Source organism: Ponticoccus sp. (in: a-proteobacteria) (genome assembly GCF_048381735.1).
This window is the reverse complement of record NZ_JBLXGL010000001.1, coordinates 755077-770155: the sequence shown is the minus strand read 5'-3', so window position 1 is coordinate 770155 and position 15079 is coordinate 755077. Positions and strand designations below refer to the sequence as shown.

The 15079-nt window shown below is 63.2% G+C and carries 13 protein-coding genes and 1 pseudogene; 7 read left to right on the top strand and 7 right to left on the bottom strand.

All coding sequences use genetic code 11. The features are described from left to right. Positions 1-72 precede the first annotated feature (72 nt). Entirely contained in the window at positions 73-498 is a 426-nt protein-coding gene (locus tag ACN5KJ_RS03680) for a PaaI family thioesterase (protein WP_206565938.1), read from the bottom strand. A 54-nt stretch (positions 499-552) separates the two neighbouring features. Here ACN5KJ_RS03680 and ACN5KJ_RS03675 point away from each other — a divergent pair, with 54 nt between their 5' ends. The 3 genes from ACN5KJ_RS03675 to gluQRS are packed head-to-tail and all read left to right on the top strand — an operon-like array spanning position 553 to position 3590. Next, on the top strand, positions 553-1335 hold the full coding sequence (locus tag ACN5KJ_RS03675) for an enoyl-CoA hydratase (protein ID WP_418592108.1): 783 nt from the start codon (positions 553-555) through the stop codon (positions 1333-1335). 39 nt (positions 1336-1374) lie between these two features. Further along, a complete protein-coding gene (gene trmFO, locus ACN5KJ_RS03670; RefSeq protein ID WP_418592107.1) occupies positions 1375-2748 on the top strand; it encodes a methylenetetrahydrofolate--tRNA-(uracil(54)-C(5))-methyltransferase (FADH(2)-oxidizing) TrmFO in 1374 nt (457 codons plus the stop codon). Beyond that, entirely contained in the window at positions 2745-3590 is an 846-nt protein-coding gene (gene gluQRS, locus ACN5KJ_RS03665; protein ID WP_418592106.1) for a tRNA glutamyl-Q(34) synthetase GluQRS, read from the top strand. Before trmFO ends, gluQRS begins: the two co-directional genes overlap by 4 nt. Positions 3591-3691: 101 nt before the next feature. Here the strand turns inward: gluQRS and hisI are convergent, their stop codons facing one another. Then, on the bottom strand, positions 3692-4048 hold the full coding sequence (gene hisI, locus ACN5KJ_RS03660; RefSeq protein WP_347167546.1) for a phosphoribosyl-AMP cyclohydrolase: 357 nt from the start codon (positions 4046-4048) through the stop codon (positions 3692-3694). A gap of 81 nt (positions 4049-4129) precedes the next feature. Between hisI and ACN5KJ_RS03655 the strand changes: the two genes are divergently transcribed. Continuing rightward, the gene (locus ACN5KJ_RS03655; RefSeq protein ID WP_418592105.1) at positions 4130-4582 is read left to right on the top strand and encodes an iron-sulfur cluster assembly scaffold protein; all 453 of its coding nucleotides are present in this window, start codon (positions 4130-4132) and stop codon (positions 4580-4582) included. A 272-nt stretch (positions 4583-4854) separates the two neighbouring features. On the opposite strand, the gene ACN5KJ_RS03650 is transcribed toward ACN5KJ_RS03655, so the two are convergent. The 4 genes and pseudogenes from ACN5KJ_RS03650 to ACN5KJ_RS03635 form a co-directional block, all read right to left on the bottom strand. Next, positions 4855-4977 (bottom strand): hypothetical protein, encoded by a 123-nt coding sequence (locus ACN5KJ_RS03650; RefSeq protein ID WP_347167545.1) that lies wholly within the window; start codon positions 4975-4977, stop codon positions 4855-4857. Between the two features lie 106 nt (positions 4978-5083). Next, a complete protein-coding gene (gene recG, locus ACN5KJ_RS03645; RefSeq protein WP_418592104.1) occupies positions 5084-7174 on the bottom strand; it encodes an ATP-dependent DNA helicase RecG in 2091 nt (696 codons plus the stop codon). After that, on the bottom strand, positions 7171-9423 hold the full coding sequence (ligA, locus tag ACN5KJ_RS03640) for an NAD-dependent DNA ligase LigA (RefSeq protein WP_418592103.1): 2253 nt from the start codon (positions 9421-9423) through the stop codon (positions 7171-7173). Before ligA ends, recG begins: the two co-directional genes overlap by 4 nt. Before the next feature lie 62 nt (positions 9424-9485). Further along, positions 9486-9686, bottom strand: a pseudogene (locus ACN5KJ_RS03635) (winged helix-turn-helix domain-containing protein); the annotation flags it as partial. A 96-nt stretch (positions 9687-9782) separates the two neighbouring features. Between ACN5KJ_RS03635 and ACN5KJ_RS03630 the strand changes: the two are divergent. From ACN5KJ_RS03630 to ACN5KJ_RS03620, 3 genes are all read left to right on the top strand, one after another. Continuing rightward, positions 9783-10052, top strand: a complete 270-nt coding sequence (locus tag ACN5KJ_RS03630) for a hypothetical protein (protein ID WP_418592102.1) — start codon at positions 9783-9785, stop codon at positions 10050-10052. 937 nt (positions 10053-10989) lie between these two features. Next, positions 10990-11415, top strand: coding sequence for a hypothetical protein (locus tag ACN5KJ_RS03625; RefSeq protein ID WP_418592101.1), 426 nt, complete (start codon positions 10990-10992; stop codon positions 11413-11415). 406 nt (positions 11416-11821) lie between these two features. Further along, positions 11822-12382, top strand: a complete 561-nt coding sequence (locus ACN5KJ_RS03620; protein ID WP_418592100.1) for an excalibur calcium-binding domain-containing protein — start codon at positions 11822-11824, stop codon at positions 12380-12382. Between the two features lie 288 nt (positions 12383-12670). Here the strand turns inward: ACN5KJ_RS03620 and ACN5KJ_RS03615 are convergent, their stop codons facing one another. After that, positions 12671-14917 (bottom strand): hypothetical protein, encoded by a 2247-nt coding sequence (locus tag ACN5KJ_RS03615; RefSeq protein ID WP_418592099.1) that lies wholly within the window; start codon positions 14915-14917, stop codon positions 12671-12673. Positions 14918-15079: the final 162 nt, after the last annotated feature.

Sequence of the window (15079 nt, the reverse complement as noted above, 5' to 3'; positions counted from 1 at the left end):
GCGCCCTGAGGCGTCTGCTGGGGAAAGAACGCCCGGCGCGACCTGCCGTTCCATGACCCGGCGAAGCGCCGCCTAGCCGCGCGCGGGCGGAATCGAGTAGGTCAGCGAGGCATGGGCCACCGGATCGCCGCTGCCCTCGGAGTAGAGCAGCACGTCGGTCACCGACAGCGTCCGCCCCAGCTTCAGCACCCGCGCCTCGGCCAGCAGGTCCACACCCGCAGCGGGCTTGCGCATGAAGTCGATCGAGCAATGGGTCGTCACCGCCAGCGCCTGACGCCCGATCCGCGCCATGGTGGCCACATAGGCCGCCACATCCGCCAGCCCGAACATCGACGGCCCCGACACGGTGCCGCCCGGGCGCAGGTGCTGCTCGTCCACATGCAGACGCATGACCAGCCGCTCTTCGGTCAGCTCGTCGATCCCGAACATGCCGCGCACCTGCGGAAAGACCTCGTCCAGGTAGCCCGCCATTTCCTCGGCTTCGATCATCAGCGCCATTCGCTTTCCTCCTTGCTTTGCGGCAGCTAAGCTGCCCCAAAAGCGGAGGACAAGATGGAAATCCTGCAACGTCGCGACACCGGGGGCGTCACCCGGCTGCACATGAACGCGCCCGAGCGGCTGAACGCGCTTTCGGACGAGATGCTGGCGGCGCTTCAGTCCCAGATCGACGCGCTAATGGAAGACCGCGACAGCCGCGTGGTGATCCTGTCCGGCGCGGGCAAGGCCTTCTGCGCGGGCCACGACCTGAAGCAGATGCAGGCCGGGCGGCAGGCCGAGGACGGCGGCGCCGCCTATTTCGCCGACCTCTTCAACCGTTGCGGCGCGGTCATGCAGGGGCTGCAACGCCTGCCCCAGCCAGTCATCGCGCAGGTCCACGGCATCGCCACCGCCGCCGGGTGCCAGCTTGTCGCCTCCTGCGACATGGCCCTGGCCGCAGAGGGCACGCGCTTCGGCGTCAACGGCGTGAACATCGGCCTCTTCTGTTCGACGCCCATGGTGGCGCTTTCGCGCAATATCCCGCGCAAGAAGGCCTTCGAGATGCTGACCACGGGGCGCTTCCTGTCCTGCGCAGAGGCCGAGGCCGCCGGTCTGATCAACCGCACCGTCGCCCCCGAGACGCTGGAAGACGCCTGCGACGAACTGGCCGCGACGGTCGCCGCCAAGCTCTCGGCCGCCGTGCGCATCGGCAAATCCGCCTTCTACGACCAGCTTCAGATGCCGCTGGATCAGGCCTATGCCTTCACCGGCGAGGTCATGGTCGAGAACATGCTCTGGCGCGACACCGACGAGGGCATCGCGGCCTTCCTCGAAAAGCGCAGCCCGGACTGGGCCTAGACCCTTGGCAGAGCGCGCGGCAGCGTCTATCTGCGGCCCATGACAGAGACATTGCATATCGTGGGCGGCGGCATGGCCGGGTCCGAGGCCGCATGGCAGGCCGCAAACGCGGGCGTGAAGGTCGTGCTTCACGAGATGCGCCCGAAGGTGAAGACCTTCGCGCACCAGACTGAAAACCTTGGGGAAATGGTCTGCTCGAACTCCTTCCGTTCGGATGACGACGAACAGAACGCGGTGGGCCTGCTGCATTGGGAAATGCGTCAGGCCGGCGGCCTGATCATCGAGACGGCGCATAAGCACCGCCTGCCCGCAGGCGGCGCGCTGGCCGTCGACCGCGAGGCTTTCGCGGAATCGGTGACCGCCGCGCTGACCGCCCATCCGAATATCACGATCACCCACGAAGAGGTCTCTGACCTGCCCGCCGAGGGCCGCTGGATCTTCGCCACCGGCCCGCTGACCTCCGAGGCTCTGGGCGCCGCGATCCAGGCGGAAACCGGCGCCGACCGGCTGGCCTTCTTCGACGCCATCGCCCCCATCGTCTACGCCGAGACCATCGATATGGGTGTGGCCTGGCGCCAGTCGCGCTACGACAAGGGCGAGACCGAGGAAGAACAGAAGGCCTACCTGAACTGCCCGATGACCAAGGACCAGTACGAGGCCTTCATCGACGCGCTTCTGGCCGCCGACAAGACGGAATTCCACGAGGGCGAGACGGCGAAGTACTTCGACGGCTGCCTGCCCATCGAGGTCATGGCGGAACGTGGCCGCGAGACCCTGCGCCACGGCCCGATGAAGCCCGTGGGCCTGACCAATGCCCATAAGCCGGACCAAAAGCCCTACGCCGTGGTCCAGCTGCGCCGGGACAATGCGCTGGGAACGCTCTACAATATCGTCGGCTTCCAGACCAAGATGAAGTACGGCGCGCAAAATGCTGTTTTCAAAATGATTCCCGGGCTGGAGGAAGCCAGTTTCGCGCGCCTCGGCGGCATCCACCGCAACACCTTCCTGAACAGCCCGACGCTGCTGGACGCACAGATGCGCCTGCGCTCCAGGCCCAATATCCGCTTTGCCGGTCAGGTGACCGGCGTCGAAGGCTACGTCGAATCCGCCGCCATGGGCCTGCTGGCGGGCCGCATGGCCGCCGCCGAGATCCTCGGTCACACGCTGCCCACGGTCCCGCAGGACACCGCCCATGGCGCGCTGATCCACCACATCACCGGCGGCGCCGAGGCCAAGACCTTCCAGCCGATGAATGTGAACTTCGGCCTGTTCCGCCCGCTCGAAGGCCTCAAAGGCGGCCGCCGGGGCCGCCGCGACCGCTACAAGGGCTATACCGACCGCGCCAAGGCGGAATGGTCGGGCTGGCTGGCGGATCAGGTGAACGTCACCCCGGAACCCTCTGAAAAAGCGTGACGTTCCGGACGCGCTTCGCCCCCAGCCCAACCGGGCCGCTGCATCTGGGCCATGCCTTTTCGGCGCTGACCGCCTTCGACATGGCCCAGGCAGCGGGCGGCACCTTCCTGCTTCGCATCGAGGACATCGACAGCACCCGCTCGCGCCCGGAATGGGAGCGGCAGATCCACGATGACCTGCACTGGTTGGGCCTCGACTGGCCCGAACCGGCCCTGCGCCAGTCCGACCGGCTGCCCGCCTATCGCGCCGCCCTCGACAGCCTCTGGTCGCAGGGCCTGCTCTATGCCTGTAGCTGCAGCCGCCGCGACATCGCCGAGGCCGCCTCTGCCCCGCAGGAAGGCGCGCCGCTGATCGGCCCCGACGGCCCGGTCTACCCGGGCACCTGCCGCGGCAAGCCCCGCAGCGGGCCGCTGCCCGAAGGCGCCCTGCGGCTCGACATGGCCCGCGCCATGGAAAGGCTCGGCCCCGCCGACATCACCTTCGCCGAAACAGGCGCCCGGACGGCGCCGCAGGTCACCGCGCGCGGGATGATCGACACGGTCGGGGACATCGTGCTGTCGCGGCGGGACTTCCCGGGCTCCTACCACCTGTCGGTCGTGCTGGACGACGCGGCGCAGCAGATCACCCATGTGATCCGCGGCGAAGACCTCTTCGACGCCACGCCGATCCATGTCGTGCTGCAGCGCCTCATGGGCCTGCCGACACCCGGCTACCATCACCACCGCCTGATCCGGGACGAGCATGGCAAACGCCTCGCCAAACGCGACGACGCCCGCGCCCTCGCCACCTACCGGGCCGAGGGCGCCACGCCGCTGGACATCCGCCGCCTGGTCGGCCTCTGAGCCGCGTACAACGCGGCACCCCAGGCCGCCAAGAAAGCGCCGTCCCTCGGCTTCTTCTTGGCCCAAATACCCAAGGCCCACAGCCGCCGCGCGCGGCGCGGTCAGACCATGGGCGCCATCAACTCGGTCTCTTCGCCCACCACCGAGGTATAAAAGCACGACCGCCGGTTGGTGTGACAGGCCGGTCCCTCCTGCCGGACCACGGCCAGCAGGCAATCGCGGTCGCAATCGACCCGAAGATCCACCAGCTCCTGCGTGTGCCCCGAGGTCTCGCCCTTGATCCAGAAGGCCTGCCGCGACCGCGACCAATAGGTCACGCGCCCGGTTTCCAGCGTCTTCGCCACGGCCTCGGCAGTCATCCAGGCCATCATCAGGACTTCACCGGTCCCCTCTGCCTGGGCGATACAGGGGATCAGGCCGCGCGCGTCATAGACCAAGGTCGCAGGATCGAAGGGCATGGGCAAAAACCTTTTGCTTGTCTGGGTGCGATGCCTATGTATGGAACTCACGGCCAAAGGGAAACCACGAGGACGCAGCCAATGTCCGGCGAGACCGATCTTATCAAGCTCTATTCCGGGCGCATCCTTGAACTGGCCGCGGATATCCCGCGCCTCGGGAGGCTGGAGGCCCCCGGCGCCACCGTCAAGAAGCGCTCGCCGCTCTGCGGCTCGACCGTGACCGTCGACCTGGTGATGGAAGACGGCCGGGTCGCCGACTACGCGCAGGATGTGAAGGCCTGCGCCCTTGGGCAGGCGGCGGCCTCGGTCGTGGGCGGCGCAATCCTCGGCTGCACCCCGGACCAGATCGCCCGGGCCCGCGACATGCTGCGCGCCATGCTGAAAGAGGACGGGCCGACGCCCGAGGCCCCCTTCGACGGGCTGGAGGTGCTGCGTCCCGCGCAGGCCTACAAGAACCGCCACGCCTCCATCCTGCTGGCACTCGACGCCGCCACCGAGGCGGCAGAGATCGCCCGCGTGAACCGGACCGCCTGACGCCCCCACCGCATTCCGAGCAGCGGCGCGCCGGGTCGAACCGGCGCGCCTCACGTCCGGCATTCTGGCCCCGGACCGGGGCGGATCGCGCTCACCTTCGACCAAACAAAAAAACCGCCGCGCTCCGGGGATGGAGGCGGCGGAAAGGCGCGCGTTTTGGGCGCCGGATCGGATCGGTCACAGGCAGTGGAACCGAGGTTGGGAACAGGTCGGCACGCTGTCGGGACAGACAGATGCCGGGATCCGGGACAGGAACACGCAGGCAGAAAAGGTTACAAAAGCACCGGCAGATGCAGCGCGCAGACGAGGATGACGATCAGGGACAGCCCGCCAAGGGCATCCTGCCACAGCCCGTCATGGTCACGGGTCAGGGCGGTTTTGACGATCTCGAACATGGGCTGTCTCTCCATCGGCTGCTTTGTTACCCATTTGTTCTCATATCATTTACGCTGTGTAAAGAACTTTGTGAGAACATTTGAGAACAAAGTGGAAGTGGACGGGTCAGCCCACGCCGATCAGGCGGATCGCCTCGTCCTGCCGCATCAGCCACAACAGGTGCCGTGCGGCCCTGCCCCGCGGGCTTTCCAGCGCCGGATCCTCGGCCAGAAGCTTGCGCGCGTCTGACTGCGCCACGGCCATCAGCGCCGACTGCCGTTCCAGATCCGCGACCTGAAACCGTGGCAGACCGGACTGGGCGACGCCGATCAGGTCACCCGCGCCGCGCATCTCCAGGTCGACCTCGGCGATGCGAAAGCCGTCCTCGGTCTCGCGCAGCGTGGTCAGGCGTTTCAGGCCGCTTTCCGAGAGAGGCGGCTGGTACATCAGCAGGCAGGTGGACTGCGCCTCGCCGCGCCCGACCCGGCCCCGCAACTGGTGCAGCTGGGCAAGGCCGAAGATCTCGGCCCGCTCGATCACCATGATCGAGGCATTGGGCACGTTCACCCCCACCTCGATCACCGTGGTCGCCACCAGAACGCTGGTCCGCCCGGCGACGAAATCCGCCATCGCCCGGTCCTTTTCGGCGGGTGGCATCTGGCCATGGACCAGCCCCACCACACCCTCGCCAAGCGCCGCGCGCAGCAGCTTGAACCGATGTTCCGCGGCGATCAGGTCAGAGTTCTCGCTTTCCTCCACAAGCGGACAGACCCAGTAGGCCTGCCGCCCCTCGGCCACGGCGCGGTGCAGATGCGCGACCACCTCTTCCATGCGTTCGACCGACATCAGCGCGGTCTTCACCGGCTTCCGGCCCGGCGGTTTTTCGTCCAGCACCGACACGTCCATGTCGCCGTATTGGGCCAGCGCAAGCGAGCGCGGGATCGGAGTGGCGGTCATCACCAGAACATCCGCGGCGGCCCCCTTGCGCCCCAATTCAAGCCGCTGGCGCACGCCGAAACGGTGCTGTTCGTCCACCACCGCAAGACGCAGATCCGCAAAGGCCACATCCACCTGAAAGACCGCATGGGTCCCCACCAGCACCTGGATCTCGCCCGCGGCCAGCGCCGCCAGCTTGGCTTCGCGCTCGGCGCCCTTGTCGCGCCCGGTCAGGATCTCCAGCACCACGCCCGCGCTTTCGGCCAGAGGCTGCAAGCCCTCCATGTGCTGCCGCGCCAGGATCTCGGTCGGCGCCATCATCACGCCCTGCCCCCCGGCCTCGACCGCCGTCAGCAGCGCCTGAAAGGCGACCAGCGTCTTGCCCGCGCCCACGTCGCCCTGCAACAGCCGGTTCATCCGGTCCGGCCCGGCCATATCCGCCGCGATTTCCGCCACCGCCCGCTCTTGCGCGCCGGTGGGCCTGTAGGGCAGCGCGGCCAGCACCCTGGCCCGCAGGCGCCCGTCGCCCCGGGTCACCATGCCGCGCGCCTTGCGCCGGTGGGCGCGCGCAAGCGCCAGCGTCAACTGATGCGCCATCAACTCGTCGTAGGCCAGCCGCATCCGCGCCGGGGCGGTCTGCTGCAGATCCCCCGGACCCTCGGGCGCATGGGCGGCGCGCAGGGCCTCGGCCCAGCCCGGCCAGCCCTCCTGCGCCTGCTGTCCCGGGTCGATCCATTCGGCCAGATCCGGCAGGCGGGTCAGCGCGTCGCGCAGGGCGCGGACCATCTGCTTTTGCGTGACCGGCCCGGTCAGCGGATAGACCGGCTCGTAGCCCGGCAGATCGCCGGCGTCTTCGGGCGGCAGGATATGCTCTGGATGGACCATCTGCGGCACGCCGTCGAACAGCTCGACCCGGCCCGACAGAATGCGCCGCGCGCCGGTCGGCAGCACCTTGGTCAGGTAATCGGCGCGGCCCCTGAAGAACACCAGCTGAAAGCGCGTCTTCGCATCGTCCGCCTCGATCCGGTAGGCGCCGCCCTTGCGGCTGGCGGGCCGATGCGCGCCAATCACCGCCTCGACGGTCAGCACGGCGGGCAGATCGGCGCCCTGCACGGTCTCGCGCAGCTGCCGGTCGATCCCGGAATAAGGCAGCGTATACAACAGGTCGCGCGGCGTCTCGATGCCCGCCCCCTGCAAGGCCTGCGCCGTCTTCGGGCCGACGCCATCCAGCGCCTCGATGCCCGCGAACAGCGGCCAGAGCGGCTCTGGCCGTCCGCTCATCCGCCGATCAACGCCAGCCAGGCGTCCTCGTCCAGAACCATCAGCCCCAGCTCGCGGGCCTTCGCTTCCTTGCTGCCCGCGCCGGGCCCGGCCACGACGATGTCGGTCTTCTTCGAGACCGAGCCCGAGACCTTGGCGCCCAAAGCCTCGGCCCGCGCCTTGGCCTCGGCCCGGGTCATGCGTTCCAGCGAACCGGTGAAGACCACCGTCTTGCCCGCCACCGGAGAGCCCTGCGTCTGCGGGCGGTCCGGTGCCTGCACCTCGAGCTTGCCCACCAGCCTGTCGATCGACTGCCGCTCGCGCGGGTTGGCAAAGGCGTCGGACAGCGATTGCGCCAGCGTCGCGCCGACGCCGTCGATGCCGGTCAGGTCGGCCCATGCCTCCTGCGCGGCGGGCGGGACATCGGCCATGGCCGCGTCGCGGGTTTCCTTGATGCGGGCACGCCGGCCTGCGTCGGCCGCCGCCGCACGCTCGGCCCGTTCGGCCTCGTCGGCCTCGCGGTGGGCCAGCGCCGCCGGGCGGGCCCGGTCCACGGTCTCCGCAAGCGGCTCCCAGCCGCCGAAATGCAGAGCAAGATCGCGGGCGGCGGCCTCTCCGGCATGGCGGATTCCCAGCCCGAAGATCAGCCGTTCCAGCGGAATGCGCCGCTTTTCCTCGATCGCCGCAAAGAGGTTGGCGGCGGATTTCTCGCCCCAGCCCTCGCGGTTCTTCAGCTGTTGCAGGCCCTGCCCGTATTGCGACGACAGGTCGAAGATATCCGCGGGCTCGGCGATCCAGCCGTCGGCGTAGAACTGTTCGACCTGTTTGGCGCCCAGCCCCTCGATGTCAAAGGCCGCGCGGCTGACGAAATGCTTCAGCTTTTCAACGGCCTGCGCGGGGCAAATCAGCCCGCCAGAGCAGCGGCGGACCGCGTCGCCCTCTTCGCGGCTGGCATCAGAGCCGCATTCCGGGCAGGTTTCGGGAAAGCGGTAGGGTTCGGCATCGGCGCGGCGCCGGGACAGGTCGACATCCGCGACCTTCGGGATCACGTCACCCGCGCGGTAGACCTGCACCCAGTCGCCGACGCGGATATCCTTGCCGTTGCCCTCGTCGTCGGGGCGGATCGCCGCGCCGCTGTTGTCGCGTCCCGCGATGTAATCCTCGTTGTGAAGCGTCGCGTTGGAGACGACGACCCCGCCCACCGTGACCGGCGTCAGCCGCGCCACCGGCGACAGCGCCCCGGTGCGCCCGACCTGGATGTCGATGGCCTCCAGCCGGGTCCAGGCCAGTTCCGCCGGGAACTTGTGCGCGATGGCCCAGCGGGGCGTTGTCGAGCGAAAGCCAAGCCGTTCCTGCAGCGACAGGTCGTCCACCTTGTAGACCACGCCGTCGATGTCATAGCCCAGCGTCGCCCGCTGCGCTTCGATGGCGGCATAGTGCTTCAACATCTCCGGGACGGAATTGCACAGCCGGGTCAAGGGGTTGGTCTGAAAGCCCAGGCCCTGCAACCGGGCGATGGCCTGCCACTGCGTTTCGGCCAGCGGCTCTGACAGGTCGCCCCAGGAATAGGCGAAGAAGCGCAGGGGCCGCGCGCGGGTGATCTGTGAGTCGAGTTGCCGAAGCGACCCGGCGGCGGCATTGCGCGGGTTGGCGAAGGTCTTGCCCCCCTGCGCCGCCTGCCGGTCGTTCAGGGCCGCGAAATCCTCGTGGCTCATGTAGACCTCGCCCCGGACTTCCAGCACCGCGGGCGCCCCCGTCAGCCGGGCCGGAATATCGGCGATGGTCCGGGCGTTGGCGGTGACATTCTCGCCCGTGGTGCCGTCGCCCCGGGTCGCCGCCTGCACAAGGACGCCGTCTTCATAACGCAGCGACAGGGACAGGCCGTCGATCTTGGGCTCTGCCGTGTAGGCAACCGCCGCATCCTCCGAAAGCCCCAGATAGCGCCGCACGCCCCGGTCGAAATCACCGATGTCCCCGTCTTCGAAAGCATTCGACAGGGACATCATCCGCAGCGCATGGCGGACCTTGGAAAACCCCTCGGACGGGGCCGCGCCCACCTGCTCCGACGGGCTGTCGGCGCGCTTGAGCTCCGGAAAGCGCGCCTCGATTTCGGCATTGCGGCGCTTCAGGCGGTCATATTCGCCATCGTCGATCTCTGGCGCATCTTCCGTATGATAGGCCCGGTTCGCCGCCTCCAGACGGTCGGCCAGCGCCGCCAGTTCGTCGCGCGCCTGCTCTTCCGTCAGTTCCTCGACCGGGATCTCGCTCATGGTCCTTGCTCCGCCGCCTGTCACTTCGCATGTGATAGGCGCGCGCAGGCGCAAGGTCCATATCAGCCGTTTACGGCCAGCGCCTTCGGTTCGTCCTTCGAAGGCTCCGGGTCGCGCAGGACATAGCCCCGGCCCCAGACCGTTTCGATGTAATTGTCGTCGCCGGTGGCCACAGAGAGCTTCTTGCGCAGTTTGCAGATGAAGACGTCGATGATCTTCAGCTCGGGTTCATCCATGCCGCCATAGAGATGGTTGAGGATAATTTAGAATAACTGAGTGAAATCAATTCATAAGCAGGAAAAATTTCGACGGACAAACTGAAAACAAAACATGAATCTTGAAACAGTCCCGGAGGCACCATGACACCACAACAACGCGACCTCGCGCGCCATGCCCTCGGGCTGACGCGCCAGGCACGATCCTACCGCAATCGCTTCGTCACCGGCCCCGGCACCAGCGACCATCCCGTGTGGATGCAGATGGTTGAGGATGGCTTCGCATGGCGGAGACCCGGATCAGAGCTGACGGGCGGCGATGACCTCTTCGGCATGACACTGACGGGCGCCCGCGCGGCCTTGGATCAGGGCGAGACGCTCTGCCCCGAAGATTTCCCGAACCAGTCCATCTAACTCCGGAGGCCCGAATGATTTGGCGACCAACATTTGAACTGCAATTCTATACCCGCGTGACCCAAAGCGGCCCGGCCGACTCATACGGCTTTGCCCGACACCGCACCAAGGACGTGCTTCAACAGAAATGGATTGCGGAGGACGGCACCGAAGAATGGCGCGACGTCCCGCACTCAGGCACCACCTGTTTCAACTGACGCCCGGAGGCACCGATGCCGAGGCATTGCCCAGATTGCAGCGCGCAGATGGAAGACGACACCCTGAATTGCTGGTGCCCCTCTGCGGGCTGCACGTTCAAGGGGTATGTGGTTTTGCAGACCGGGAAGATCCTGCGTGAGCCGGAACCCCAACCGGAAGACCCGTGCCCCCTATGCGGGTGCGACGAACGTGGGCAAGGCGGGTATCTCGCCTGCGACTGCCCAGACATTTGATCCAGCCCCCGACCGCGGGACAGGAAGCCCCTCACCCATCCCAGTCCAGCCCCTCCTCGGCCTCGCGCGCGCCCTCCAGAGCATTGGCCCGCGGCGACCAGTACCGGCGCATATCCAGGGCAGGCCCGCTCCGACAGCGACGACACCGCGCCCGCGCCAGTATCTCGGCACGGGACAGCGACAGAACATTGTCAGGTGCCGGAACATCGGCCTCCGCGCCGCAGCAGGAGCATTTGAGCCAGAGCATGTGCATGGCGCGGGCATATCACCGCCGCAGAGGCTCCGCCATCCGGCCCACAGAATAGGGCGCCCGTCGTTCATGCCGCTTCCGGCCCAAACCTGCCGTTCAGTCCTTGGCCGATCGCTGCGGTGCAGCTTCAACAGACCAGGCTTTCGTCCATCGCGCAGCATTTTCGGAGGATGAAGGTCGGCAGTGCGGGACGGAGCTGCCGTTAATAATTCTGGACGCAATGTCTGCTTTCTGCTGAACCTTTGCGGACACAATTATGGCTGACGCGATGTATGAAGTTGAACCAACAGAAGAAAGCAGAGGCTTCTGCGATTGTTGCGGCAATCAAACTCGTACTGTTTGGGGATATGTTCATGAAGAAGGCGGAGGAACTCTGGCGAGTTACTTCGTTCAATGGACCGTTGGTCAGTCCATTGAAGATCATCCAGCCAATTTCGATCTGGTGTTCGGAGCCTGGGGAGAGGGAACTAGCAAGAGTGATCGGTGCGCGATCTCGCTGGTCCACTTCGAATCCGAAGGTGTTCCCGGTGTTTCAGTGATTGATGCGAACGACCGGCCCATCGCTTCAAGTGAACTTGTCGGATCGGCAAAGAGCCGTGAAGAGTTGATAGGAACCCCTTTAATCCAGCAAGTGTTCGCAATCTTTGATTCAGTGATTTTGCAGGACAATCGCCTTAGATGACATTGGCTGCGCTGCAGAACAGTTGCACTTTGGGCTCGAAGCCGACTTACGGCGGTGCAGCGTGCTGGACACCCTGGCGGGTGGGGCTGCCCGGCAGAGACGGCCCATTGCGGACCTTCACGCCAGGCGCGGCGGATGACCGGTCCCGGCCCAGAGCAGACTTTCATCCAGGCTAGAGATTCTGCGATGCAGCATGAGATTAAGGTCATTCAAAAGTGAACTTGCACCAGTAGCGAAGGAGCAAGTAAAGACCCGTTCCGCCAAACTCCGTGCGCTTACGCGACCGCCAGCACGATACACGGAAAAAAGCTCTTGATCGCCGCCCAGAGTCAGCTGACGTTTGCCATCAAGCGGTAGTCCACTTGGGGAATATCGATTCAGGTATCTTTTTTTGGAGAGGTTCAATATGCGCAGCTACTTTGCTCTGGTCCTTTTAGGTGTAGTCGTAGGATGCGCCCCGACCGTCACTTCGACCAGCTTCAAGTCCATGAGTAGCTCTCTCTTGTGGTCGAAGCACTACACGGTATCCGATCCGCGAGAGTTAGCGTTGATCGAGGCTGAGTTGGGCACCAGGGGTCAGACCGTCAGCGGAACCGACTATCTTGGCCGAAGGACAAGTTCAGCATACGGTAAGAGCCTGTATGCGAGAGAAGCGACGGCACAACCGTCGTCGGACCGTGATTGTAGCGATTTCAGTTCCGCTGCTGCTGCGCAGGCCTACTTCTTATCCAATGGAGGTCCGACTAGAGACCCCGCTGGACTGGACCGCGATGGTGATGGCCTGGCGTGCGAATGGGGCGTCCAAATCAACAGACTCGCGTTGAAGCAGAGGGCGATAGCGACCGCAACGCGTGCTTCATCGTACCGCGCCCCGCGCCCATCTAGTAGCTCGCGATGCTATGTCGGACCGCGAGGCGGTACATACACAATCACCGCCAGCGGCAATAAGAATTACGGTGGATGCTGATGGTCCCGTTGCACCAACGCGTCACGAGTGACGGGCCAGAATCAGTACGGGTAAAAGCATGATCGCCCAATCGAGGAACAAGACCGGATAATCCACCAACATGGACCAGCGAGTTGACGCTAGGACGTATTGCCTGCGTCGTCCATGGCCCTTCACCGTCCCGACCGCCGGGCACGTAACAAGCGGCCCAAAGTCGCTGTTGACCACATTCATTGACTGCTGCATTCGCATCCGTGAAAGCAGACGGCGTACTAGCTTATCCACGCAGCCTTCTACGCCCCAATCATATCAAACCTTCTGGAAGAATGATGAGTCTTCATATCTCTTGATGAAGTCCGACTGTAGCTGTGAGGATGCTTTCGCTAGAAGAACTTTTGCGCGCGATTCATCAATGTTATCATGCACTTCCCGTGCCTTCGAGATAATTTTCTTGAACGCGGTTTCATCCATGCGGTTACCAAGCTTTACACCGAGGATTGTCGGGAAAATGCTCTCAAAACTATCTTGCACCGCCTTTGCGGAGGGTACACTTGCAAGAAAGTGAAGAACGAATTCTGGACGCATCATGTACCTCGTTCCGTTCTTTGCGACTAGTTGACCGGTGGCTCCTTGAACTCGCGTTTGCTGAGTAAGCCACCAGGTTTTGAACCCATACGGGTTTCCACCACTTCGTTCACCCTGTGACTTTCTGGATTGATAGACCCGAAGAATGGTCAATGCCGCGTTTCGGCAGAGAATTTCTTCACTGGAATTTTCTCGACTAACTTTGTTACGGCTTTTCATAATCCTTTGCGTTAACGTGACGAGATCCTCATCAACTATCCCTTCGAGCATTTGGTCTTCGGTCTCAAACTTGAACCCGAATTCGCTCACAAGGTACTCGCGCAACTCATCTCTTCCTGCTTCTTTTGCAATGTCGGTCACAGAGATGAATTGGCCCAGGTAGTTGCCCCAGGTGAGCGGACCTTTCTTCAAGGCTGACCTTTCAAATTTAGCATAGAAAAAGGCGCGGATCAGAATGCGATCAATCTGCCTTGCCAACTCAAAAGTCATATAGTTTTGGACATCTTGATAGTTGTTCATAAACTCAAGGTGGGTGGTTCGAAAGTGATGCCAGACTTCGTCCAAAGTCTTGTCGGTCAAGATAAGTTTTGATCCTGCCGCTTTAAGCAGCTGCAACGCATTCTTGGTCATCTGATCTTCCTTCGGCAACATGTGCTCAGAAAGAGACCTAACCACTAGATCGGCCCCAACATACAAGTTGAAGTTGGCGCTCATGCTTCGGAAATACTCGACCACTCGCGGCTCATTCTTGAGCATGAATAGCAGTACATATGTTCGTGATAGTTTCCTAAGGTATCGGCGCTCGACCTTTGAGCTATTGTAGTACGTTCCCCGCAAGATCGACAAACACAACTGCGCTAACAATCCCGCGTCAACTCCCGACATCCCTCGGTCGGAGATGGCTTGGTCCAATGTGTCATGAATGGACGGGAGATTGCTATCGCTGCCGTCTTCGCTCTCTAAGAACATCGCCATTTCAAGGCCTTGAGCATGGAAGGAGCGGTGGATTACGTCATGGCAAGTTTCGACCGCCAATTCGATCAAGGTAGAATTATCGTTCGCGGTCGATATATCCGTCGACGCCCGGTTACGAAAGACCTCACTCACCTCGAGCTTCAGTGCTTCATCATCCACGTTCTCTTCGATGATTTTTTTGCGCGTCTCGTACGGTAGGCAGTAGCCCCTGTTCTTCCTGTGGAAGTTGACTTTTCGGCCACCGCCATCTTTCGACACCAACTTATCCAGCCGATGTTGCAGCACTCCCTTTATGAAGGTTTTTGCTGTTGGAAGTGCATCAATAACTTTTGCTTCGATTTCCTTGATGGTTAGGTACTTGTCTTTGGATGGATCAGTTCCTTCGAGGGACCACAAAATGAGGCTATCTGAAACTGCCTCAAGGAGATCACTTTTGCCACGACGACGATCCACTTCCTGGCCGAGAAACACACAAAGTGTTTTTGCTGGTAAGCCTTGAGATGGCTGTAAAGTATCCGCGGTGCCTATCCCGCCCAGAAAGGAAGCTGAACCTGCGACATACGCCTTGTATGACTGTAATGCACCAGGCGTGGCATTGATCTGATGCTGGAAATAGTGCGCGTCGCGAATGACGATCCTGCAGTCTAGCTCGTCGCTCAGTTCTTCCTGCAGCTGATCGATCAAGGTCAGTTTTCGGCTGGTAGCGTACATCAGGCTACGCGGATTGCGTCCAAACTCCCGGAGCCGTCTGACAGTTTGCCGGATTTTTGTCTTCGGCTCACCTGTGATGGATGCTTGCATAAATTTCTGGGTCCCAGCGGCTTCATACACACGGTCATCTAAAGCGCCATCAGCGCCACCGTCATGAAAACCTCCCATCGGCACATAGTCGGCCCCCAAAGTTGCGGCAAAGAAGCCTTGCGAGAAGTTCTCGAAGTCTGTTCCCCCTACTCTGGATAGGGCGATTTCGATAATCCTGGGATCGACGGTTTCCATGGGTGACTCCGAGAAATAGATGCTGTTTTTGAAAGCGCCCAGACTAAAGAAATCACATCGATGCTTTGCCTGCAATCCTAGGATAGTCGGCATTTTCAGCCGCAAAAGTCCGCTTTCGGTTTGGTCGATGCTTCGGGCTGCGTTGCAGCGAACTTCCGCTTC

Bases quoted from the DNA above. Each gene is read 5' to 3' on its own strand.
- ACN5KJ_RS03655 (WP_418592105.1), top strand. From the start codon at position 4,130: ATGTCCGGCGAGACCGATCTTATCAAGCTCTATTCCGGGCGCATCCTT.
- ACN5KJ_RS03620 (WP_418592100.1), top strand. From the start codon at position 11,822: ATGCGCAGCTACTTTGCTCTGGTCCTTTTAGGTGTAGTCGTAGGATGC.
- ACN5KJ_RS03625 (WP_418592101.1), top strand. From the start codon at position 10,990: ATGGCTGACGCGATGTATGAAGTTGAACCAACAGAAGAAAGCAGAGGC.
- recG (WP_418592104.1), bottom strand. From the start codon at position 7,174: ATGAGCGGACGGCCAGAGCCGCTCTGGCCGCTGTTCGCGGGCATCGAG.
- trmFO (WP_418592107.1), top strand. From the start codon at position 1,375: ATGACAGAGACATTGCATATCGTGGGCGGCGGCATGGCCGGGTCCGAG.
- ACN5KJ_RS03680 (WP_206565938.1), bottom strand. From the start codon at position 498: ATGGCGCTGATGATCGAAGCCGAGGAAATGGCGGGCTACCTGGACGAG.
- ACN5KJ_RS03650 (WP_347167545.1), bottom strand. From the start codon at position 4,977: ATGTTCGAGATCGTCAAAACCGCCCTGACCCGTGACCATGACGGGCTG.
- ligA (WP_418592103.1), bottom strand. From the start codon at position 9,423: ATGAGCGAGATCCCGGTCGAGGAACTGACGGAAGAGCAGGCGCGCGAC.
- ACN5KJ_RS03615 (WP_418592099.1), bottom strand. From the start codon at position 14,917: ATGGAAACCGTCGATCCCAGGATTATCGAAATCGCCCTATCCAGAGTA.
- hisI (WP_347167546.1), bottom strand. From the start codon at position 4,048: ATGCCCTTCGATCCTGCGACCTTGGTCTATGACGCGCGCGGCCTGATC.
- ACN5KJ_RS03675 (WP_418592108.1), top strand. From the start codon at position 553: ATGGAAATCCTGCAACGTCGCGACACCGGGGGCGTCACCCGGCTGCAC.
- ACN5KJ_RS03630 (WP_418592102.1), top strand. From the start codon at position 9,783: ATGACACCACAACAACGCGACCTCGCGCGCCATGCCCTCGGGCTGACG.